Consider the following 20,537-nt stretch of genomic DNA (forward strand, 5'->3'; position numbering starts at 1 on the left):
CTCCTGCAGTCCCTTCGATTTCGGCCTGGCATTCCGCCCAATAAATCGCTGACAGAACCCGGCATTTTTGCCATTATCCGCCGATGCGCAAATCCACGCTTCCCCGCATTCTGATCCTTTCCGCCTATGACGCCGGCAGCCATCAACGCTGGCGCGAGCAGCTGGTGGAGATGCTGCCCCATTATGACTGGCATAGCCTGGCGCTTTCGCCAAGGTACTTTCGCTGGCGGATCCGCGGCAACGCCCTCACCTGGCTTGACGAGCCCCTGTTAAAGGAACCATGGGACCTGATCATTGCAACCTCAATGGTGGACCTGGCGCCCCTCAAAACTTTTCATCCGGAGCTTGCCGGAGTCCCGGTCATTCTGTACATGCACGAAAACCAGTTCGCCTTTCCCAGGTCCGGCTCCCAGCACCCCAGCGTGGAACCCCAGACAGTCAACCTGTACAGCGCGATCGCGGCGGATCAGGTGGTCTTCAACAGCCACTGGAATCTTGAGAGTTTTTTGGCCGGGCTCCATGACTTTCTATCGAAAATGCCCGACGGGGTTCCGCCGGGGCTTTGTGACAGGCTGCGGGCAAAATCCCGGGTACTCCCGGTGCCGGTTGAAGACCAGCTGTTCCGCGTTCGCCCCAGAGAGATAAACCGGTCCTGCCCTCATCTTTTATGGAATCACCGATGGGAATATGACAAAGGCCCCGACAGGCTGCTCATGTTACTGGACCAACTGGCGGAACGGGACCAGCCTTTCAGGCTGAGCCTGGTGGGGGAACAGTTCCGCCGGCAACCAGAGGCTTTCGAAACCATTCGCAAAAAATACCAGGACAGGATTATTAACTGGGGGTACCTTGCAGGCCGCGACCAATACCACCAGCTGCTGGCTCAGGCGGATGTAGTGATTTCAACGGCTATTCATGACTTTCAGGGGCTGGCCATGATTGAGGCAATGGCCTCGGGCTGCCTGCCGCTGGCACCTGACCGTCTTGCGTATCCGGAATACGTTCCCGAAGTCTGCCTGTATGCCGGTAACGAGGTCCTGCCCGACATGGAGGCCCGTGCCGCCGCGGAAACCCTGGTCAGCAATCTGGCCAGTTCCTACAACCACCCACTCCCGGATTGCTGGCGTGTTTCGGCTTTGCGTGAAGAATATAACCGCCTTTTCAGGGGTTCGTTTGCGAAAGCCTCGCTTACTTTCCCGAGGGCTTTCTGTTAAGCTTCGCCGCCCTTATTCGACGGCAATCTGAAGCAGCCCAATGTTTGACTTTCAAACCATAGCGACGATCACTCCACCATAGCGTTTCGGCCCCCTCCCCCCGGCCGGCAACTACCTGAGCAAGGTTCCCTGCACTGATTTTCAATGGTGACAGGCGATATCCCTCTGTCTCGTGATTTCTGACATCTAAAATTTCGGTTCTTCAATGCCCGCAACAGTCTTCGGTGGCTTTACCCATAATTTTCTTGGCAATGCGCCTGTCTGGTACAAACAGACCATCCTGCTTTTCCTGATTGCCAATCCCTTTGTCGTCTGGCTTCTTGGCCCTACCGTTGGCGGCTGGCTGCTGGTGGCAGAGTTCATTTTTACTCTCGCCATGGCCCTGAAATGCTACCCCCTGCTCCCGGGTGGACTGCTGGCAGTGGAGGCACTGCTCATCGGCCTTGCCACACCGGAGGCCGTCTATCAGGAAGTTCAGCTGAACCTTCCCGTCATACTGCTGCTAATGTTCATGGTAGCGGGCATCTACTTCATGAAAGAGCTTCTGCTGGTGACATTCACCCAGATTCTGGTGGGTGTCAGGTCCAAGTCTGCCCTGTCACTGCTGTTCTGTATTGCAGCGGCCATGCTTTCGGCATTCCTGGACGCCCTGACCGTGACTGCCGTCATCATCAGCGTGGCGATCGGTTTCTATTCGGTGTATCACAAAGTGGCCTCGGGCAAGGGTTATGCCCACCCTGACCACAATGCCCAGAGCGATGAGCATGTCATCGAACTGCACCGGGAAGACCTGGAGAACTTCCGGGCCTTTCTCCGGAGCCTGCTCATGCATGGCGCCATAGGCACGGCCCTCGGCGGTGTAGCCACCATGGTGGGAGAGCCCCAGAACCTGCTTATCGCCAAGGTGGTGGGCTGGGATTTCGCGGAATTCTTCCATCGCATGGCGCCCATCAGTCTTCCGGTACTGGCCGCTGGGCTGGTTACCTGCTGGAGTCTGGAAAAGCTGCGCTGGTTCGGCTATGGCGCGCGCCTGCCCAAGCCGGTACGGCGGGTGCTTGAGGAATTTGCCGAGAACGAAAGGGCCAAGCGCACCAAATCCGACCAGGCGGCGCTCTGGGTCCAGGCTGCTGCTGCGCTGATTCTTGTTGTGGGCCTGGCCTTCCACCTGGCGGAAGTCGGTCTGATCGGCCTGCTGGTGATTATCCTGATTACATCTTTCACAGGGGTGACCGATGAGCATCAGATTGGCAAGGCATTTCAGGAGTCATTGCCTTTTACCTCGCTGCTGGTGGTGTTCTTTGCTGTGGTTGCGGTGATTCATCAGCAGCACCTGTTCGCGCCCATCATCAACTTCGTGCTGGCGCAGCCGGAGGCCCGCCAGCCCGGCATGTTTTTCATTGCCAACGGCGTGCTCTCCATGATCAGCGACAATGTGTTTGTCGCCACGGTCTATATCAGTGAAATCAAGCAGGCGCTGGACGCAGGCACCATCAGCCAGACCCATTTCGAAGACCTGGCTGTGGCCATCAACACCGGCACCAATCTCCCGAGTGTGGCTACGCCGAACGGTCAGGCGGCCTTTCTGTTCCTGTTGACATCTGCCATTGCGCCTCTTGTCCGCCTCTCCTATGGGCGGATGGTGATTATGGCTTTTCCTTACACCATCGTGATGGGCGGCGTGGGCTTTGCCGCTGTCGTCAATTTTCTCTGATTAAAGGCTGCCGGAGCCACTCCGGCAGGCAATTCATGAAAGGCAATTGGACCCAATTATGCTGAATACGCTGAAAACCACATGGTTTTCCAACGTCCGGGGCGACCTGCTCGCAGGAATCGTGGTTGCGCTGGCCCTGATTCCCGAGGCCATCGCTTTCTCCATCATTGCGGGTGTTGACCCCAAGGTTGGCCTCTATGCTTCTTTCTGCATCGCGGTGGTCATTGCCTTCACCGGAGGGCGGCCAGGCATGATATCTGCCGCCACCGGGGCCATGGCATTGCTGATGGTGACCCTGGTCAAAGAGCACGGTCTTGAATACCTGCTTGCCGCCACGCTGCTGACGGGTATTCTCCAGATAGCCGCCGGATACCTGAAACTGGGCAGCCTGATGCGCTTTGTCTCCCGTTCGGTGGTGACCGGCTTTGTTAATGCCCTGGCGATTCTCATTTTCATGGCGCAGTTGCCAGAGCTCACCAATGTAACATGGCACGTTTACGCCATGACGGCAGCCGGCCTGGGCATCATCTATCTTTTCCCCTATGTCCCGGTCATTGGTCGCCTGCTGCCCTCTCCCCTCGTATGCATCATTGCGCTCACCGGTGTCGCCCTTTTCCTGAATCTGGATATCCGCACGGTGGGCGACATGGGACAGCTGCCGGACACTCTGCCGATCTTTCTCTGGCCTGACGTTCCCCTGAACCTGGAAACCCTGTTCATCATTCTGCCCTATGCCGTTGGCCTCGCAGTGGTGGGTCTGCTGGAATCCATGATGACAGCCACCATTGTTGACGATCTCACCGACACCAAAAGCGACCGCAATCGTGAGTGTCGCGGCCAGGGTATTGCCAACATCGGCTCGGGCCTTCTGGGAGGCATGGCCGGCTGCGCGATGATCGGTCAGTCCATCATCAACATCAAATCCGGGGGCCGCACCCGTCTCTCGACGCTGGCCGCAGGTGTTTTCCTGCTGATAATGGTGCTGGTGCTGGACGCCTGGCTGGTGAAGATTCCCATGGCGGCTCTGGTGGCCGTGATGATCATGGTGGCCATTGGTACCTTCAGCTGGGACTCCCTCAGAAATCTCAAAAACCACCCCATGTCCACCAATATCGTCATGGTAGTTACTGTCATCGTTGTGGTCTCAACTCACAACCTGGCCTATGGCGTGCTCGCCGGTGTTTTGCTCGCAGCCCTGTTCTTTGCCAACAAAGTCGGGCATTTTATGGCGGTAACCTCGGAGCGTGACGAGGAAACCCATACACGCACCTATCGTGTGGTGGGCCAGGTTTTTTTCAGCTCGTCGGAAAAATTCATCGAATCTTTCGATTTCAAGGAAGCGGTGGACAAAGTGGTCATTGATCTCAGCCGGGCCCATTTCTGGGACATCACCGCCGTTGGAGCGCTGGACAAGGCGGTCATAAAATTCCGGCGGGAAGGTGCCGAAGTTGAGATAATCGGCCTCAACCAGGCAAGCGCCACCATCGTTGACCGTTTCGGCGTTCACGACAAGCCAGATGCGGTCGATCACCTGATGGGGCACTGAGATGACAAAAGACAGAGTACAGAACAACGATCGCCATCAGAATAACAACGAGCACGAGCAGAAAAGCGAGGTTGAGATGTTACGAGTGGTAGCCTGCATTGATGGTTCCAGAGCGGCCCCTGCGGTCTGTGATTACGCGGCCTGGGCAAGCCAGCGGATGAACACACCCCTGATGCTTCTTCATGTCCTTGATGAGGAGCGGTATCCGGTGGAGCCCGACCTGGCTGGCAATATTGGCCTGGGCACCCGGGAGCATCTGCTGGAAGAACTGGCGGTGCTGGACGAGAAACGCAGCAAGCTGGCCCTGGAGCATGGTCACCACATGCTTGACCGGGCCGACACCCGCGTACGTGAGGCCGGTGTTACCGACGTTATCCAGCGCCAGCGCCACGGCGATCTTACAGATTCCCTGCTGGCACTGGAAAATGAAACCCGGCTGCTGGTGATGGGACTTCACGGGGAAAGCAGCTCAGAGCGGGATGTTCACATCGGAAGCCAGCTGGAAACCGTGATCCGCAGCGTGCATCGCCCCATTCTGCTGGTGCCGGACGATTTCTCGCCTCCCACCAGCGCCATGCTGTCGTTTGACGGCAGCGCAACCGCTTTCCGGGGCGTTGAGCTTCTAGCCGGCAGCTCGGTGTTCGACGGCATGCCACTTCACATCGTGATGGTGGGACCGGACACCAATGACCGGTGGGAACAGCTCAAAAAGGCAGAGAAAATGCTGGACGGACTGGGCAGTGAGGTGCATCTGGCGATCCGTTCAGGGGATGTTGAACCTGCCCTGCACGCCTATCAGGAAGAACATGACATCGATCTGCTGGTAATGGGCGCTTATGGCCACTCGCGGATCCGCCAGTTCCTGGTGGGGAGCACCACCACCCACATGCTGAAAACATCCGTAAAACCTCTGGTCATTCTCCGCTGAAGGCACCCGGCCCATGCCCCGATTAAAAATCAGCGATCGGTAAAGTAGCTCTGGGTGCCGCGACTTTCCATTGCCCGGGCAATGCGCTCGACGCACTGGAGATAGGCAGCGGTTCTCGGGCTGGTGTCTTCCTTCTCGGCCCGGTCAAAGCAGAGGTTGGCCTCTCGCACGAGGCGTTCAGCCAGACGCTCGTTGACAACCTGCTCCGGCCAGTAATCCCCGGTCCGATTCTGCACCCATTCCATATGACTTACGATGACACCGCCGGCGTTGGCCAAAACGTCCGGAATAACCGTTATTCCACGCTCCTCCAGACGCTGGTCCGCCGAGGACGTAACCGGGCCATTGGCTATTTCCAGTATTGCGCCGGCCCTTACCCTGTCCACGTTGTCATGAGTAATTGCGTTTTCCATGGCGGCCAGGGCCAGCACGTCGACGTCAAGGGCGAGCAGTTCGTCGTTTTCAAGAACGTCCATGTCGGCTTCTTCGCAGACCGAGCTGTCGCAGTAAACCATGGACCTCAGCTCCCGACTTTCATTTTTGTGGCGCCAGATAGGCGTGGGATCCAGTCCACCCTCTGAAAAAACGGCGCCTCCCGAGTCCGACAGAGCCACGACCCGGTAGCCAGCTTCATGGGCAAGCTGGGCAAAGTGGTAGCCGGCGTTACCGAAGCCCTGAACGGCAATCGTCATGTCTTCCGGCCGCTTACCCTGCCGCTTGATCCAGATATCCAGCACCTCCAGGGCGCCGCGGCCGGTCGAGGCTACACGGCCGAGAGATCCGCCCACACCCAGAGGCTTGCCGGTAATGGCACAGGGCACCTGTCGACGCGCGATTTCAGAATATTCATCGGCCATCCAGCCGATGACCACATCATTGGTATTCACATCCGGGGCGGGTATGTCCCGGTCCGGGCCCAGAACATCAAAGAAGGCCCGCACGTAGCCCCGGGAGAGACGCTCAAGCTCCAGCAGGGAAAGCGTTTTCGGATCCACCTGAATACCACCTTTCGCTCCGGAAAAAGGCAGATCCACCACTGCGCATTTCAGGGTCATCCAGAAGGCGAGCGTAGCCACTTCGTCTTCGTTGACGTTCGGGTGAAAGCGGATGCCACCCTTGCCGGGCCCCCGGGTAGCATCGTACTGAACCCGCCAGGCAGGAAATGCCTCGAGACTGCCGTCATCCATCCTCACGAGTATCGCTGCCTGGTGGACCCGACGGGGCTGCTCCAGGCGCCTGCACACATCACTGGACGCTCCCAGCCGGTCAAAGATATCAACCATCCGGGACTGGGCGTCCTTGAGCAGACCTGCCTTCTCAACCATAAACTTCCCCTGCCATTGCTGAATGAATGAAAGCGGGCCGTTGCCGACACAGGATGATCGCAGCCCTGCTATCTTTTACCTTTCTGTTTCTTGATTGGGTCACAATCCAGCCAGATCAAGATGAATGGCCTGGACTGGTAACAGGCCGATCTGACCTTTTCCGCTCAGGAGCCCTGCGGCTTGTCGAACCAGGCATTCAGCCTTGCACCGTGGTATTTCTGCAGATACCAGGGCAGCCAGGTCATGGCTATCAGCAGAAGTCCGGCTGCGAGGACCGAGAGCAGCGGGTGTACTTCAAATGTACGACCAAGCCCGGCGAACACGAACGTCATGGGGAGCATTCCAGTCAGGCTCGCCAGCATGAAACGCAGTGATGTGATGGCGGTCAGGCCGGCGGCATAGCTGACAAGGGCAAAAGAGAAAAGCGGCACCAGGCGCGTAAAGAAGACGGACCAGAAGAGCACCTTCTGGGATCCCCGGTTCGCCAGAATGGGATTGTCGCGGAAGCGCTCACGAATATAATCCCGGGCCAGCACGCGGCTGGTCCAGAATGCGATTATCGCGCCAGCGAGCGCGCCGGTTGCAGCAACGGCAGTGCCTTCCAGGACACCAAACGCAAGACCGGAGGCAGCGCTTATTGGCAGGGTGGGAATGGGTCCTACGATGACAGCAATGATCATCATTACTACCAGAAAAACAGGCCCCCAGATGCCCTGACCGGAAAGCCAGGAGGCAATGCTCTGGGGTCTGAGATTATCCGGCATGCCAAGGTGATGCAGGGTCAGCCAGAGGGCTCCGGTGGCGACAATGACGCCAAGAGCCACTGTCAGTTTGAGTTTCAGAGGTAGCCGTTTCATGTGCTTCTGTCTGATCCTGCAATAGTCGGTCATCAGGATGACTGAACACCGAAAGCTTTACCAGGGAAAGTCCCGGCTCGCCTTTTTCCTGACACTGGGCGGCAGTGTATTGAGCACTTTAAGTTCCATTCTCAACACGCTGTAATAACTGTTCTTTTCCCAGGAAAATTTCCTGAATGGTTCATCCACCGGAGTTTCTGCAATGTGGTTTATGTAGTTGCTCATGACTTTCTGGGAAAGTACAAGCATCACTTCCAGCACCTGTTGCTGGCCGTAGCCGGCATCAGCGACAGCCTTCAGTTCTTCGCTTCTGAACTGTAATTGAGCGGTCATTCAAGTTATCATCGCACCATAACTGACTTACTGACGTTTCAAGAGTTGAATCTGCATGGGACGAATTGCGAAATACGATCGGGACGATGCGCTCGACAGGGCCATAGGGCTTTTCTGGGAAAAGGGCTATTTTGGCTCTTCCATGAAGCAGATTGAGCAGTCCCTGGACATGCGCCCCGGCAGCCTTTATGCCACTTTTGGCAGTAAAGAGGGACTGTTCGGCGAGGCAATGGCACGCTATGCCGAGCATGGTGGAGCTGAAATGGCCGGGCATCTCGCCGGGTATGACTCAGTGCTGGATGGCCTGCAGGATTACCTTCGCAACCTGGCCAAGACATTTTCTCCGGATGCGCAGGCACCTTCCCGCGCCTGCCTGATTATCAAAACCCTGCTTGAAGTCAGCCATACCGATTCGGGCCTGAGCCGGCAGGCCAACGCTCTTATCGATGGCATTGAATCCAGCCTGACGGCAGTGCTTGAACAGGCCAGCCAGAAAGGCGAACTCAAACCGGACGCTGACTGCGCAAGGCTGGCCCGGCTTATTCAGGCTCAGATCATTGGGCTGAGGTCATTTGCGCAGCGGGATACCAGTGCTGAGCATGTCGTCCAGCTCGGTGAGGACATGGCTTCCATGCTGGAGGGCTGGAGGGCCGGCCGCTGAGAACACCACGCCCCAGGCTTACCATCCCAGCACCAGTTCCCCCTCCGGCGTGAGGTCGCAGGCTGTCCCCAGAGGCCGGTTGATCCGCGCAATCGTCCCGGCCAGCCATTCCCTGTCCTTCTGGCTCGGGTATCTCAGCCGCATCTGCTCCATCTTAAGGGGAACCATGTGCAGGGAAAGCAGCTCCCCGGTTTCAACAGAGAAGCTGGGGAAATACATGAGGGTCAGATCACCCCGGTACTCCTCATTGCCGCTGATACCTTCATAATCATTGATGAAATCACCGCATCCATAGAGGATCAGCCTGTTGCGGTAGACTTCCATGCCCCGGGGATGGTGGGATGAATGACCATGCACAAGGTCAATCCCGGCGCTGTCGATCACGTCATGGGCAAACCGCTTCTGCTCGTCTTCGACGTCATACCCCCAGTTACTGCCCCAGTGGATTGACAGAATGGCTATGTCGTCTTCTTTTCTGACAGCACTGACGATCTCGGAAATTCTCCGGACGGAGTCCCGGGAAAGATCCGGCAGACGGAAAACTCCCGCCTGATCCGGTCCTGCGGCCCAGGATTCCGATACCCCACTGCTCCCCAGACCGCAGGCGCAGACAACGGCGCGGCGGCCTTCTCCGATATCAAAAATCGCCGGCTGGCTGGCCTGGTCTGCGTTGCGCCCGGCACCAACGGCGGCTATGCCTGCCGCCTCAAGCACCTCCAGCGTCTCTGACAGGCCATCCTGATCCCAGTCGAGAACATGGTTATTGGCCACAGAGCAACCGTCGACTCCTGCCGCCTTCAGACAGCTGACGTTGCCCGGATGCATCCGGTAATGAATGCCCTTCCCCGGCCAGGGCGTGGAGCTTGTCGTGATGCTGGTTTCGAGATTGATGAAGCGGAGGGCCGGCTGTCGCTGTTCCAGCTCGGCCAGGGCGTCACCCCAGATGTACTCGTCCGACACCGGCTGGTCGATGGGGCCGTTCCGGCGCTCAGCGAGTTTCACGTAGTCCCTGGCATCCTTGACCCAGGGTTCATGAAGCTGTGGGTTTACCGAGTGTTCCAGAATCTGATCAACACCCCGGCCCGTCATGACATCACCACAAAGAAACAGGGTAACCGAAGGATCACGGAATGGCATGGGCACCTCCCTTGCTGGCCTCTTCAGGCCAAGGTGGGGACGACCGGCGCGAAGACAACCACTACGAGCACTGCCGGTGTGTCAGCCCCCGCCTCCCATCCCGGAAAAAAGACTGGTAAGGATGATCAGGCCCACTATCCAGCCAAGAATGGCCGGCCAGAAGTTGACCATCTGGGGTTTTCCGGGGGGAAGATCTTCCTCTCTGGCGTCAGATTCTTCACTGACGCCCGCAGACTCCTCCTCTGCAAGCCGGCCCGCCTCCCTGGAGACTCCCTGCCAGCCGAACCAGTCGCCAAGAAACAGGGTTACATCCGGCGGAAAACTGCCATTCTCCGCCATGGGCCTGAGCTCCCTGTCCAGGGATTCACCGATGGCATTCCGGATCCCTGGCTGGTCTGCCGGAGGCTCGGTCAGAATGGCGCGCCAGATATTGAGATCACGTGACCGCTGACTGTCATTGAGCAGCGCTCTGACCTGCAATACGGTTTCTCTGGCAATCTGATGCTCCCGAGAACCCAGCTCCAGTGAGGTTCCGGCAGCCCGGTCTTCGCCGGATATCCCGTTATTCGCCTCTGGCACGGATGCCGGCAATGGCTCTCTTTCGGAAGGCTGACGTCGTGGAGACTCGATACCTGCCTCTGCCAGAGCCTGTCCATAAGCCTGCTCAAGCTCTTCCATCTCCGCGCCCGAAGCAAATTTCTCCTGCTGCGCAAAAGCCTGCTCGATGGCATGGCGGTCGCGGGTCGGGTCTATTCCCAGGACATCCCAGCAATTCATTTATAAATACTCCAGCAACAGGAAAATTAACAGGGAGCCACAGAACGTTGTGGCCGCAGCCTGACAGACCCCAGGTGCGCAGGACAGCTCATCCATGATGCACCTACTGCAGCTATTATAAACCCCGGGAGGCCTGTGTGTCGGCGTAGCCTGCAACAGATTTTCGGGATAAGGCAGCGCAGAGCTTACAGTCCGGGGATTAACATTGGAAAAAATACCCCACAGGCTTAAACTGGGATTCCTGTTGCCGTCCTGACCAGGGATTCATCTTCTTCTTTTCTTCCCTGATTTCTGGCGCAACATTTCATCTCTGCGGAGCGGACCTAGTCAAAAAGGCAGTTATGCCAGGGCAGGTATGACAGGATCGGGCAGTACCATTATGCAATCCGGCTGCAAAGGCCTGCTCTGCCTGCTGTGCTTGATACTATGGTGTTTCCTGCCTCCCGTTATGGCCCAGGAGCAGCCGGGCAGAGCTCCTCACGACAGTTCTTCTGACCAGATTTCCATACTCCTTGCCGGCTCCGGCAACTATGCCTTCAACGAGCGTTTCCTCAGTCTCCTTCAGCAAGAGGTCGGGCCCGGCGTCGAGATTCTCGAATATACCCGCGAACGGGGCAATGCGCGGCCCCGGACTCTGGTAATCAGCCTTGGAGCCCGCGCCCTCAGCCTCGTGCAGCAACAGCAGCCCAGACCGCCGACGCTGGCGCTGATGATCACCGAGCGCCAGTTTTCAGGCTACCTCGATCGGAAGGGTCCTCCCCTGGAGGCGGTCTATCACAATCCGCCGCTATTGCAACAGGCCCTGCTAGGGCAACTGATTCTCCCCCAGAGCTCCCGTATCTCCCTGCTGATTCAGCCTGGCCAGGAAACCGCTTTTGAAAAACTGATCAGTGATCTGAAAGCTCACGGAATAGATGCGAGGTTATTCTTTGTCTCTGGCCACGACTCCCTTATTCCAGCGCTTTCCCGGGCGCTAGATTATGGCGATTTCCTTCTTGCCCATCCGGACGATGCGATATTCAACTCCAGAACCATCAAACACATCCTGCTCACCGCCTATCGCCGGAACCGGATCGTCATTGGTCCTGATCGGGCATTTGTCAGGGCGGGGGCGCTGGCGTCAACCTACACGCCGATTCCAGACGTGATTACCGAGGCTGCCCGCCACATTGAACAGTTCCGGAAGACGGGCGCCCTGCTTCCGACGGGACATCCGGAAAACATTCAGGTGGAGGTCAACCAGCAGGTTGGCCGTTCACTGAATATCCCCCTTCCAGACACCGGCGTTCTTCGCGCCCGGCTGCTGGACCTGCTGGAGCAGGGTCGGGAAAACACAAAGGAAACCAGACAGGGCGAGCCGCTGTGACTGTCGATACGCACAATCGCAAATCTCTCACCCGGCAGCTGTTATGGCTTGGCGCCCTGCCGGCTGTGGTCATGTTTCTGGTGCTGATGACTTTTTTTACCACTGCCCGGCTTGATGACGCCCGGCGGGACCTTTTCAACAGCAGCCAGGTACTGGCGGACAACCTGGCACCAGCGGTGGAATACGCCGTGGTGTCGGGCAACGACAAGGCCCTGGAGCAGATTCTTGACCATTCCCTGGCGCGCAGTTCCGTTGAATGGATCCGCGTGCTCGATGTCATGGATAACCAGGTAGGTTTTGTTTCACGGGACGACCAGGCTGTACCTCCTTCCGAGTCCCAGACAGATGTCTTTGAGTCGGAAATCCTGCAGCAGCCCCTGACCATTGAATCAGAGGACCGGATTGACTGGTTTGAGCCCAATTACAGCCTGGGTTCCGGCGCTTTGCGGGTGGGTACTGTGCAGGTCGGGGTGTCCGAGAAACGCCTCGCTGCCAGACGCTCGGACATCATCTGGACATCCCTTGGTGTGGGGCTGTCCCTGCTGGCATTCACTCTGATCGTCATCAGCCGCATGCTGGGTCGGATTGTGGGGCCGATCAGAGCGCTTTCAGAACATGTAAAAACCCTGATAACCCGCAACTACCAGACGACCCAGATTGATCGGAAGGGGGCCTCCGCCGAGGTTGCCGAACTTGCCCGGAACCTCAATGCCCTTGCCCGTCATCTGGAAACTCTCAAGCGGTCCCGGGACAACACGCTGGCCATATCCGAAAGCGCACGGGAGAGGGCGGAAACCGCCAATCTGGCCAAATCCGAGTTCCTCGCGGTCATGAGCCATGAACTCAGAACTCCCCTGAACGGCGTACTGGGGATGGTCGAACTGGTAGCCGAAGAGCCTCTCTCGCCCCGTCAAAAGGACTACCTGCTAACTGCGAGGCGGTCAACTGAGGATCTGCTGACCATTATCAGCGATATCCTGGATTTCTCCCGGATTGACCGTGGCAAACTCGTACTGGACTACACCGAGTTCGATGTTCGCGAAGTAATCGAAAACTGTGCGGCCACTTTCCGTCACCTTGCCCATCAACAGGGTCTTGAGCTGACTACCCTGTTCAGAGGCCAGTGGCCGGAATGGACGCGGTTACGTGGCGATGCACCCAGGCTGCGACAGATCATCGCGTGCCTGATAGACAATGCCGTCAAGTTTACCGATCAGGGGACAGTGCAGGTTCTGGCGGAATGGCAGCCCCTGGATGACAGCTGCATGGTTCTCAGTTGCGAGGTAAGGGACTCAGGTGCAGGTATCCCCAGCGAGCGGATGAAAGAGGTGTTCAGCAGCTTCCAGCAACTTGATAGCTCTCACTCGAGAGAGCATGGTGGCACCGGCATAGGTCTTGCGCTGGTGCAGCGCCTTGTAGAACTGATGGGTGGGCACATAAGGGTTGAGACCGACCTGGGGGCCGGTTCGTCCTTCCGTTTCGAGCTTCCGTTTGAAATCTCCTCCAGAGCAGCCGCGGTGCCGGTAAGCGAGGCCCTTGAAGCCAGGGGTGGTGACGCCTCCCCTTCGACGGGCAGGCCTTCCGCCCGGGCCCTGGTCGTTGAGGATAATCCCGTCAATCAGCGGGTTGCGGCGGCTCTGCTGACCCGGCTTGGTTTCGATACGGATGCCGTCACTGATGGCCAGCAGGCCGTTGAGCGGGTTCGCTCAAGCATTGGCCACTATTCGGTCATTCTGATGGACTGCCATATGCCGGTTATGGACGGCTACGATGCAACCCGGGCAATCCGGGAATGGGAGGCGTCTACCTCCACGCAGACCACACCCATCATCGCGTTGACAGCGGATGCTCTGCCGGGAACTGAGGCGGCCTGCAAAGAGGCAGGAATGAATGATTACCTGTCCAAACCAGTCCGCAAGGAGACCCTGAGGCTGGTTCTGAGTCGCTGGATACAGGTCTGAAAAGCCGCTCACCGGTCAAGCCAGGAGCGGCGCAAAGAGCAGGCGCTCCGGTTATTCGGCCACCGGCTCTCTCATGGTGACAAACTCTTCAGCAGATGTGGGGTGAATGCCCAGGGTGCTGTCAAAGTGGGCCTTGGTGGCACCAGCCTTCATGGCCACCGCAAGCCCCTGGACAATTTCACCGGCATCGGGCCCCACCATGTGGGCACCCAGAACACGGTCAGTGCTGTCCTCCACGATCAGCTTCATCAGGCTGCGCTCATCCCGGCCGCTCAGGGTATGTTTCATGGGTTTGAACTCAGAGCGGTAAATCCGCAGCTTGCCATGTGACTCCCGTGCTTCGGCCTCAGTCAGGCCGACGGTGCCAATATTGGGCTGGCAGAAAACGGCCGTTGCTATGCAGGTGTAGTCCATCACGCCCTCGCCATCTCCAAACAGCCGCCGTGACAGAACCATTGCCTGGGCCAGTGCCACGGGCGTTAGCTGGGGCGTGCCAATTACATCCCCCAGTGCTGTGATGGAAGGCACGGCAGTCTGGAAATGCTGATCCACCACCACATGGCCGCCGGCATTGAGCTGCACGCCAAGTTCTTCCAGGCCCAGACCATCGACAAGGGCCCGGCGCCCCGTAGCCGCCATCACCAGGCCCGTGGCCATTTCTGTGCCATCAGAAAGCTGAACGGCGTAACCGGCGCCCTCGGAGCGCACCGCTTCAATGGTGACTCCGAACCGGAGTTTGACGCCTTTTTTGGGCAGTTCCGAGGCGGTGAACCGGCGTATATCGTCATCGAAGCCCCGCAGGAACATGTCGCCCCGATACAGCAGCGTGGTTTCAACGCCCAGGCCAGCCAGAATGCCTGCAAATTCAACCGCTATGTACCCACCGCCCCACACCACGGCCTGCCGTGGCAGCTGGGGCAGATAGAACATCTCATTGGAACTGAGGATGCATTCCTTACCGGGGACATCCGGGGTAACCGGCCAGCTGCCGGTGGCCACGGTAATGTGCTTTGCCGTGTATGAGGCATCCCCGACCGCCAGGGTATTGGAATCAGTGAATGAAGCCGTACCTTCAATGATGGTGACACCGGCGTTTTCCAGCAGGCGGCGGTATATGCCATTCAGGCGTTCAATTTCAGTATTCTTGTTGGCCACCAGGGTTGGCCAGTCAAAACGCATCTGATCGGCGGGGACGGACCAGCCATAGCCGGCCGCATCCTCAATGTCTTCTCCCATGTGGGAGCCGTATACAAACAGTTTTTTGGGAACACAGCCGACATTGACACAGGTGCCGCCAAGGTAACGGGATTCAATCACTGCCACTCTGGCTCCACGCTGGGCGGACATACGGGCAAGACGCACGCCACCGGATCCCGCACCAATAACGATCAGATCATAATCATGATTATCAGACACACTTACTCCTTTGAACGGCTGGTTTCGTTGTACCTGCTTCAGGCGGTCCGGGCTTTTCCAATAGCGGGCCCGACTTCCCTGTACAGCACATGATCTTCGTGTTCTCCGAGCTGGATCCGACCGAGGCTGCGAAAGCCCTCTGATTCATAGAACGGAAGGTAGCTGCTATTGCTGGTGTCCAGCACCAGTCCTGACCCCCGGGGATTCTCAGCGCAGAACTGCTCCACTTTTTCCAGCAGCAGGCGGCCATAGCCCCGGTTCTGGTATTTGGGATGCACGCCCATCAGTGGCAGTTGATGTGTCTGGCTGTCGGGTAGCAGGCGCTTGATCTGTTCGTGATAGTCGAGGTAACGCCGGGTGGAGGAAAACCCCGCCGTAAGCACCATGCGGATGCGCCAGCTTAGCTGATCCTTGAGGTTCAACCGAAGATCCGGATCTCCAATAAACGCCACAGCCACAAGGGTGTCCTTGAGAAGAATACCAATGGCATCCTGTCCCAGGTCCAGATAGAGGCTGATCAGCTCCCGGATGGTCGCCCGCACCCGCTGGTCGTAGCCCGGGCGACTGCGATCGAAAAGATACTGAAACGTTGGTTCATGCCGGTAGGACTGAAACAGGATGGACTTTGCTTCGCTTATGGCTGTTTCATCAAGTCTGACGAAAACCGGCTCCGCATTCTTTTTGTTATCGATCTTGCCTTGCGCCATCTTGAACTCCACTCGTGGGGGCAGTGACCGAAGCCAATACGGGCTCCGCTCTGAATCAGATCTGCAGGGTCAACCTGGCGGATATCATACCCGGCTTGTCAGCACGGTCCAGCGCCGCCTGATCAATCACAATGCCATACTCATCCGTCAACTGCTCCAGCCAGGCTGCCACCGAATTGAAAGGAACATCTTCCAGCCAGAGGCGAATCGCGTTCTCCCCGCTGGGTTCGAAACGCTGAAGTTTGATTCCGGCTTCGCCTGCGCTGCTGGTCACCGCGGACATAAGGGCACGGCTGTCACTGATCTGACTGGCATTACGGGCGCTGGGCCGATTCTCGGCCAGTTGCTCAATGGCATTGCGATTGCTTTCCATCCAGCTCACCAGCGACCTTGCCTGTTCATGATCCGCCAGGGCCTCGGTATGAAATGCCGTGACCGGCCGCCAGACCGCAAAATAGAGCACACCAACCAGCAGGGCAATTGCCATGACGGTCAGAGCCTGCTGGTCCCGGCGTGGCAGCTGGTCAAACTGCGCCACCGCTTTCTGCACTGCGGGAATTTCCCGAATTGGTCCAATCATGGCCTCAGCCTCCTGAAATCGTGAGTCGGCCACGGGCGCCGGAGGGCTCGTTGACTACCGAGCCGATGTTTGCTTCCAGGCCCCGCTGATTCAGACCGGTGCGCAGAGCGCTCAACTTGTTGTAGTCGTCGGCACGGAGGTCCACCACAAGCTCTCCTCTGGAGCGGCTATAGTTGATGCTGTTGAACTGCACCTGGTTTCTCCCGGGCAGAGCTGAGTACTGCTGCCCTGTCTGTTTCATCAGCGAGAGAAAATCTGCGGTGGGGCCCTGTTGCTGTGCGACGCGCAATTCTCCGCGGAGAACATTTCTGACATTTCCGGCGTGGGTGCGGGTGTCCTGGGGAAATGCCTCGCGGTAGATGGACATGGCCTGGGCATTCAGCTCTTCAGCCCGGTCCTGATGATAGAACCCCAGGCCTGCCTCGATACCCAGCTGTAGCACAAGCCAGAGGGCGGCAACCGCAATGGCTGGCCGCCACTGCCGCAGAGGGCTGTTACCCTCGCGCTGGAGGCTCCATGGCCCCTGACAGAGGTTGACCGGGCGACAGTAATGGGAGTGATGGGAGTGGGCAAGCAGCTCCAGGGGCATGAGTTCGAGGGGCTGTTGACCGATGGTCAGGCGGCCGGAGGCTTTCATCCCGGCAATAAGTCCCTCATGCTCCCTGAGCGCCTGTTCTGTGCCAAAGATGGCAACGCGGACCTCGGCAACAACCTCCTCTTCCGGTGGCAGAGCGAGGGTCTGGGAAAATATGGCGAGATTGTCAACGTGCATTTTAAGCCACTCTCCCCGCTGGCTTGCCAGCAGAGCGGAGGAACCATCGAGGCAGATTGACCAATCCTGCTCATTGACCGGAAGCAGACCCGCGTCAGGATAGATGGCCTCCAGCCTGGCATGCTCCCACCCCTGGAAAAGCGCTGCCCAGAGCCCCATACGCTGGTGGTCGATTGCCGCCACCTGGAATCCACTGGGACCGCGGGGACCAAGGGCCAGGTGCATGGACTCCACGTCCTGGGCCAGCTGCTCCTCCACTGCGAAGGGAAGAGCCTGGCGTATGTAGCGTTCCTGCTTTGCCGGTATGCTGGCGAAACAGAAAAGCGCCTCGTCTCCCGGAATCAGGCCAATGAGCCGCACATGCTCAAGAGCATTCTGCCCCAGAGTCCGCTCTATGTCGGTACGGAGATCTTCAGTTCCCCGTGCCTGGGCTTCGCCGCTGGCATCGAGCAGTACCCAGTTGAACAGCTGGGCTTCCGGCATGGTAGTCAGGTCCGCAAAAGGCGGCACCGGCCGGGCGTAGAGACGATATGACATGGACCTCGTATCCTCGGGTTGGAGATCCGGATTCGGGATCTCCGGCTTTTTCAAAGTTACTGGCTTTCGGAAACGCCAAACCGTTCTTTCGTAATCCGGTTTTTCTGGCCGGAGTCCCTTCTGACGGTCGCCAGTTCGCCGCTCGGGCTCCGGTACACCATGCTGACAAGGTGAACGACCCGGTCATCGTAGGTAATACGGGAGGCGACTTCAAAGAAATGTGTCCTCAGGGCCAGACCTTCGGCTTTCAGGCCCAGCCCGGCAAACTCATCCTCGGCCAGAAAGTCCTGCACAGTGCCAAATCGCTCATCATCCCGTTTAAGTACAACTGCCTCGGCCTGGGCTTCGGTCACTTCCGGATGGAGGGCCTGGATAACCTGTCTGGGGGCCATGTTAACATTGATGCCGAATGCGGACACCGGGAGCGCCGCCACAAAGCGCGACAGCAGCTGGAAATCCTCTTCCGTGATGCCGCTGAGCAGGCGCAGCTCGGAAATGCTGACAAACGGCTGATTTGCGGCCCGGTAGGCCGGATCCTGGATCAGATACTCCCCATCTTCTGCGCCGTAGGCACTGATGGTTTCATCATTGGAATCAATCCAGTCAATCATCGCATCCACGTTGACGCTGGTAATCGACAGGATCTGCATCAGGCGGCTCAGGCGGTCCCTGGTCACCTGATTGACCTGCCCCGAGGGATCCACCAGATCGTTGAGGTTAATCAGCCCCCCCAGATCATCCACCTGGACCTCAACCACGCCGTTGTCCAGCGGCAGTACCGCAGAATACCTGGCCCAGGCTTCATCAGGGCTGTCAAGAAAGGTGTTGTCTTCCCTGTCTTCCTCGAAATCACGAAACAGAATCTGCTTGGCGAAAGCCTCGGCCCCCAGAGCGATGCTGTACCCCTGACTCTGGGAGAAATAGTGGCCAGCCTTGAAAATTCTCACACTCTGGTGTTTGTTCATGCCGGCAGCCAGCATGACCACCAGTGCCATGGCAAGCAGGACCATGATCAACGCAACTCCGCGCTGGCGTTCATACCGGATGGGCGGAGTCACTGGGTAACACCTCCATTCTGTGCTTCCTGCGGCGGCTCACCCTCCTGCCCGGTTTCAGCCTCAGATGCCTGATTTGCGCTGAGAGCCTCTCCCTGGGCTGCCTGTTCATCAAACGCAGGCAGGGAAAACAGCCGGGCCAGGTTTCCGAAGCGCCGGTGGGACAGAGTCACTTCCATGGCCAGGGGCAGGGGCCGCTGGGGGCTTGAGTCGCTTCCGGCTGGCGGTCCGCCCTCATTATCAGGAGGCCAGTTTTCGGTCCAGTTGCGCTCACGGTCAAGGAAACGGACAGTGAAGGCGTCCACATTCTCCAGCAGACGCACGTTCTGGCTGCCCTCCTCCTGTCCCCGGTCGACGCTCACCCAGTAACGGCGATGCAGTTCATCTCCGGTGTATTCCCAGGCGCTGCGCTGAAGCTCGCTACGTTTGTGCCCCAGCGGGTTGCGCCAGCCCTGACGGGTCAGAGTGAATACATAGGCTTCATCGCGGGTGCTCAGCGCAGGCTCGAAATCGCCATAGATATTCCGGACCGGGCGGTTGACGATCTGGTGAATGTCCCGTTCCAGCAGAAGAAATGCCCGCTGGAGGGATTCAAACTCTCCCGCGACAGAATCCACCCTGTCTCTTGACAGGACAATGCCAGAAATTACCTGCCATACGCCCAGGCCAATGACTGCGGTGATGGTGATCGCGATCAGGACCTCCATCAGGGTGAAACCGCCCTGTCTCCGGGGGCGGATCATTTCTGTTCTCCGATAAAGCCCGAGAGAGTATGCACGGACCGGGCCTCGTCCTGATCTCCGGTAAACCGGGCCACGTTGACGTCCACCCGGCGAATGCTCGGCTCCTCGGTGCCGCTGACGCTGGTAGTGACCAGCCAGCGCCAGGGGCCATATTCCTGCTCTTCGGAGTTTTCGGAAATGCCGGGGAATTCCTGTTCCAGCCGGAGTTCGGCCATGCGGTTTTCAGCAACCCAGGTTGCGAGGGTGCGGTCCCGTATACGTTCGTAGGTTCCAATATACTGGCTGCCCACTTCCGAGGCCGCGGCTGCAATCAGACCGAAAACCAGCAGGGCGACAAGTACTTCAATCAGGGTAAAGCCGGCTGTCCTGCGCTTCATGTACGCCCTCCGTCCGTGGCATGGCCTGGCGCAAGCCACTCAATACCACGCACGCCGTCGGACTCCAGAAGGTGGGCGCTCTCTGTCTCGCCGCCGCTACTGAACTCAAGCTCGAAGGGAGTGATTTCCCCGCTGGAGAAGAACACTATATCCGGCCGCAGAGCTTCTTCATCTGAGGCCAGGGTGGGCAGGTCGTTTTCGACGATGGAGGTTACTTCGGTGCCCTCGGGCAGGGTGCGGGGCCGGAACAGACGTTCTGACTGGCTCACCCAGCTGCGCTCTTCGTCGTTGAACACAACGAAACGGTAGGTCCGGTCTTCCAGGACCAGGCCCAGTTCCTGATTATTGAGGATGGCCTGCTCCGACGCTGTCTGCATCAGAAGATAGAGATCACGGACCGTGTTCTCCAGTTCCCGCCGGTCGGCGCTGCCCCCAAGGTTAACAACCGCCAGTGACGCCAGCAGACCCACCAGGACAAGGACCACCAGAATCTCGATCATCGTGAACCCGGAGGCGCTGCGAAGGTGCATTCTG

19 protein-coding genes and 1 pseudogene are annotated in these 20,537 nt (G+C 58.2%); 7 read left to right on the forward strand and 13 right to left on the reverse strand.

The window, feature by feature from the left end; genetic code table 11:
• Positions 1-83: 83 nt before the first annotated feature.
• The 4 genes from LG327_RS14395 (at position 84) to LG327_RS14410 (ending at position 5,399) form a co-directional block, all read left to right on the forward strand.
• Entirely contained in the window at positions 84-1,214 is a 1,131-nt protein-coding gene (locus LG327_RS14395; RefSeq protein WP_404362900.1) for a DUF3524 domain-containing protein, read from the forward strand.
• 205 nt (positions 1,215-1,419) lie between these two features.
• Entirely contained in the window at positions 1,420-2,925 is a 1,506-nt protein-coding gene (gene nhaB, locus LG327_RS14400) for a sodium/proton antiporter NhaB (RefSeq protein WP_404362902.1), read from the forward strand.
• A 58-nt stretch (positions 2,926-2,983) separates the two neighbouring features.
• Complete coding sequence (locus tag LG327_RS14405; RefSeq protein ID WP_404362904.1) at positions 2,984-4,471, forward strand: SulP family inorganic anion transporter; 1,488 nt, start codon at positions 2,984-2,986, stop codon at positions 4,469-4,471.
• A 76-nt stretch (positions 4,472-4,547) separates the two neighbouring features.
• A complete protein-coding gene (locus tag LG327_RS14410; protein WP_404369446.1) occupies positions 4,548-5,399 on the forward strand; it encodes a universal stress protein in 852 nt (283 codons plus the stop codon).
• A 29-nt stretch (positions 5,400-5,428) separates the two neighbouring features.
• Here the strand turns inward: LG327_RS14410 and LG327_RS14415 are convergent, their stop codons facing one another.
• The 3 genes and pseudogenes from LG327_RS14415 to LG327_RS14425 all read right to left on the reverse strand — a co-directional run.
• Entirely contained in the window at positions 5,429-6,724 is a 1,296-nt protein-coding gene (locus LG327_RS14415) for a Glu/Leu/Phe/Val dehydrogenase (protein WP_404362906.1), read from the reverse strand.
• 164 nt (positions 6,725-6,888) lie between these two features.
• Positions 6,889-7,581 (reverse strand): TVP38/TMEM64 family protein, encoded by a 693-nt coding sequence (locus LG327_RS14420; protein ID WP_404362908.1) that lies wholly within the window; start codon positions 7,579-7,581, stop codon positions 6,889-6,891.
• Positions 7,582-7,731: 150 nt separating this feature from the next.
• Positions 7,732-7,887, reverse strand: a pseudogene (locus LG327_RS14425) (carboxymuconolactone decarboxylase family protein); the annotation flags it as partial.
• 82 nt (positions 7,888-7,969) lie between these two features.
• On the opposite strand from LG327_RS14425, the gene LG327_RS14430 reads away from it, so the two are divergent.
• Complete coding sequence (locus LG327_RS14430; RefSeq protein WP_404362910.1) at positions 7,970-8,575, forward strand: TetR/AcrR family transcriptional regulator; 606 nt, start codon at positions 7,970-7,972, stop codon at positions 8,573-8,575.
• Positions 8,576-8,593: 18 nt separating this feature from the next.
• On the opposite strand, the gene LG327_RS14435 is transcribed toward LG327_RS14430, so the two are convergent.
• Positions 8,594-9,712: a CapA family protein gene (locus tag LG327_RS14435; RefSeq protein ID WP_404362912.1), complete on the reverse strand. Its 1,119-nt coding sequence runs from the start codon at positions 9,710-9,712 to the stop codon at positions 8,594-8,596.
• 81 nt (positions 9,713-9,793) lie between these two features.
• Positions 9,794-10,489 (reverse strand): J domain-containing protein, encoded by a 696-nt coding sequence (locus LG327_RS14440; RefSeq protein ID WP_404362914.1) that lies wholly within the window; start codon positions 10,487-10,489, stop codon positions 9,794-9,796.
• 448 nt (positions 10,490-10,937) lie between these two features.
• Between LG327_RS14440 and LG327_RS14445 the strand changes: the two genes are divergently transcribed.
• Both LG327_RS14445 and LG327_RS14450 read left to right on the forward strand, forming a co-directional pair.
• Complete coding sequence (locus tag LG327_RS14445; RefSeq protein ID WP_404362916.1) at positions 10,938-11,855, forward strand: ABC transporter substrate-binding protein; 918 nt, start codon at positions 10,938-10,940, stop codon at positions 11,853-11,855.
• Positions 11,852-13,816: an ATP-binding protein gene (locus LG327_RS14450; RefSeq protein WP_404362918.1), complete on the forward strand. Its 1,965-nt coding sequence runs from the start codon at positions 11,852-11,854 to the stop codon at positions 13,814-13,816. Before LG327_RS14445 ends, LG327_RS14450 begins: the two co-directional genes overlap by 4 nt.
• 51 nt (positions 13,817-13,867) lie before the next feature.
• Here LG327_RS14450 and gorA read toward each other — a convergent pair whose 3' ends face one another.
• The 8 genes from gorA to gspH are packed head-to-tail and all read right to left on the reverse strand — an operon-like array spanning position 13,868 to position 20,533.
• On the reverse strand, positions 13,868-15,232 hold the full coding sequence (gorA, locus tag LG327_RS14455; protein WP_404362920.1) for a glutathione-disulfide reductase: 1,365 nt from the start codon (positions 15,230-15,232) through the stop codon (positions 13,868-13,870).
• A 38-nt stretch (positions 15,233-15,270) separates the two neighbouring features.
• Positions 15,271-15,939, reverse strand: coding sequence for a GNAT family N-acetyltransferase (locus LG327_RS14460; protein ID WP_404362923.1), 669 nt, complete (start codon positions 15,937-15,939; stop codon positions 15,271-15,273).
• Between the two features lie 55 nt (positions 15,940-15,994).
• Entirely contained in the window at positions 15,995-16,519 is a 525-nt protein-coding gene (gspM, locus tag LG327_RS14465) for a type II secretion system protein GspM (protein WP_404362925.1), read from the reverse strand.
• 4 nt (positions 16,520-16,523) lie between these two features.
• Positions 16,524-17,828, reverse strand: a complete 1,305-nt coding sequence (gene gspL / locus LG327_RS14470; protein WP_404362927.1) for a type II secretion system protein GspL — start codon at positions 17,826-17,828, stop codon at positions 16,524-16,526.
• A gap of 56 nt (positions 17,829-17,884) precedes the next feature.
• Positions 17,885-18,886, reverse strand: coding sequence for a type II secretion system minor pseudopilin GspK (gspK, locus tag LG327_RS14475; RefSeq protein ID WP_404362929.1), 1,002 nt, complete (start codon positions 18,884-18,886; stop codon positions 17,885-17,887).
• Positions 18,883-19,626 carry a type II secretion system minor pseudopilin GspJ gene (gene gspJ / locus LG327_RS14480; RefSeq protein WP_404362931.1) on the reverse strand — a complete coding sequence of 248 codons (744 nt, stop codon included), beginning with the start codon at positions 19,624-19,626 and terminating at the stop codon, positions 18,883-18,885. Before gspJ ends, gspK begins: the two co-directional genes overlap by 4 nt.
• Entirely contained in the window at positions 19,623-20,003 is a 381-nt protein-coding gene (gene gspI, locus LG327_RS14485) for a type II secretion system minor pseudopilin GspI (RefSeq protein WP_404362933.1), read from the reverse strand. Before gspI ends, gspJ begins: the two co-directional genes overlap by 4 nt.
• A complete protein-coding gene (gene gspH / locus LG327_RS14490; RefSeq protein WP_404362935.1) occupies positions 20,000-20,533 on the reverse strand; it encodes a type II secretion system minor pseudopilin GspH in 534 nt (177 codons plus the stop codon). Before gspH ends, gspI begins: the two co-directional genes overlap by 4 nt.
• Positions 20,534-20,537: the final 4 nt, after the last annotated feature.

Origin of the sequence: Marinobacter sp. (assembly GCF_044799475.1) — a bacterium.
GTDB lineage: Bacteria > Pseudomonadota > Gammaproteobacteria > Pseudomonadales > Oleiphilaceae > Marinobacter.

Excerpts from the sequence above, each read along its gene's own strand:
- LG327_RS14405 (WP_404362904.1), top strand. The coding sequence starts at position 2,984 with ATGCTGAATACGCTGAAAACCACATGGTTTTCCAACGTCCGGGGCGAC.
- LG327_RS14430 (WP_404362910.1), top strand. The coding sequence starts at position 7,970 with ATGGGACGAATTGCGAAATACGATCGGGACGATGCGCTCGACAGGGCC.
- nhaB (WP_404362902.1), top strand. The coding sequence starts at position 1,420 with ATGCCCGCAACAGTCTTCGGTGGCTTTACCCATAATTTTCTTGGCAAT.
- gspH (WP_404362935.1), bottom strand. The coding sequence starts at position 20,533 with ATGCACCTTCGCAGCGCCTCCGGGTTCACGATGATCGAGATTCTGGTG.
- LG327_RS14410 (WP_404369446.1), top strand. The coding sequence starts at position 4,548 with ATGTTACGAGTGGTAGCCTGCATTGATGGTTCCAGAGCGGCCCCTGCG.
- gspJ (WP_404362931.1), bottom strand. The coding sequence starts at position 19,626 with ATGATCCGCCCCCGGAGACAGGGCGGTTTCACCCTGATGGAGGTCCTG.
- LG327_RS14420 (WP_404362908.1), bottom strand. The coding sequence starts at position 7,581 with ATGAAACGGCTACCTCTGAAACTCAAACTGACAGTGGCTCTTGGCGTC.
- LG327_RS14445 (WP_404362916.1), top strand. The coding sequence starts at position 10,938 with ATGGCCCAGGAGCAGCCGGGCAGAGCTCCTCACGACAGTTCTTCTGAC.
- LG327_RS14460 (WP_404362923.1), bottom strand. The coding sequence starts at position 15,939 with ATGGCGCAAGGCAAGATCGATAACAAAAAGAATGCGGAGCCGGTTTTC.
- LG327_RS14415 (WP_404362906.1), bottom strand. The coding sequence starts at position 6,724 with ATGGTTGAGAAGGCAGGTCTGCTCAAGGACGCCCAGTCCCGGATGGTT.
- gspL (WP_404362927.1), bottom strand. The coding sequence starts at position 17,828 with ATGTCATATCGTCTCTACGCCCGGCCGGTGCCGCCTTTTGCGGACCTG.
- LG327_RS14435 (WP_404362912.1), bottom strand. The coding sequence starts at position 9,712 with ATGCCATTCCGTGATCCTTCGGTTACCCTGTTTCTTTGTGGTGATGTC.
- gspM (WP_404362925.1), bottom strand. The coding sequence starts at position 16,519 with ATGATTGGACCAATTCGGGAAATTCCCGCAGTGCAGAAAGCGGTGGCG.
- LG327_RS14440 (WP_404362914.1), bottom strand. The coding sequence starts at position 10,489 with ATGAATTGCTGGGATGTCCTGGGAATAGACCCGACCCGCGACCGCCAT.
- LG327_RS14395 (WP_404362900.1), top strand. The coding sequence starts at position 84 with ATGCGCAAATCCACGCTTCCCCGCATTCTGATCCTTTCCGCCTATGAC.
- gspI (WP_404362933.1), bottom strand. The coding sequence starts at position 20,003 with ATGAAGCGCAGGACAGCCGGCTTTACCCTGATTGAAGTACTTGTCGCC.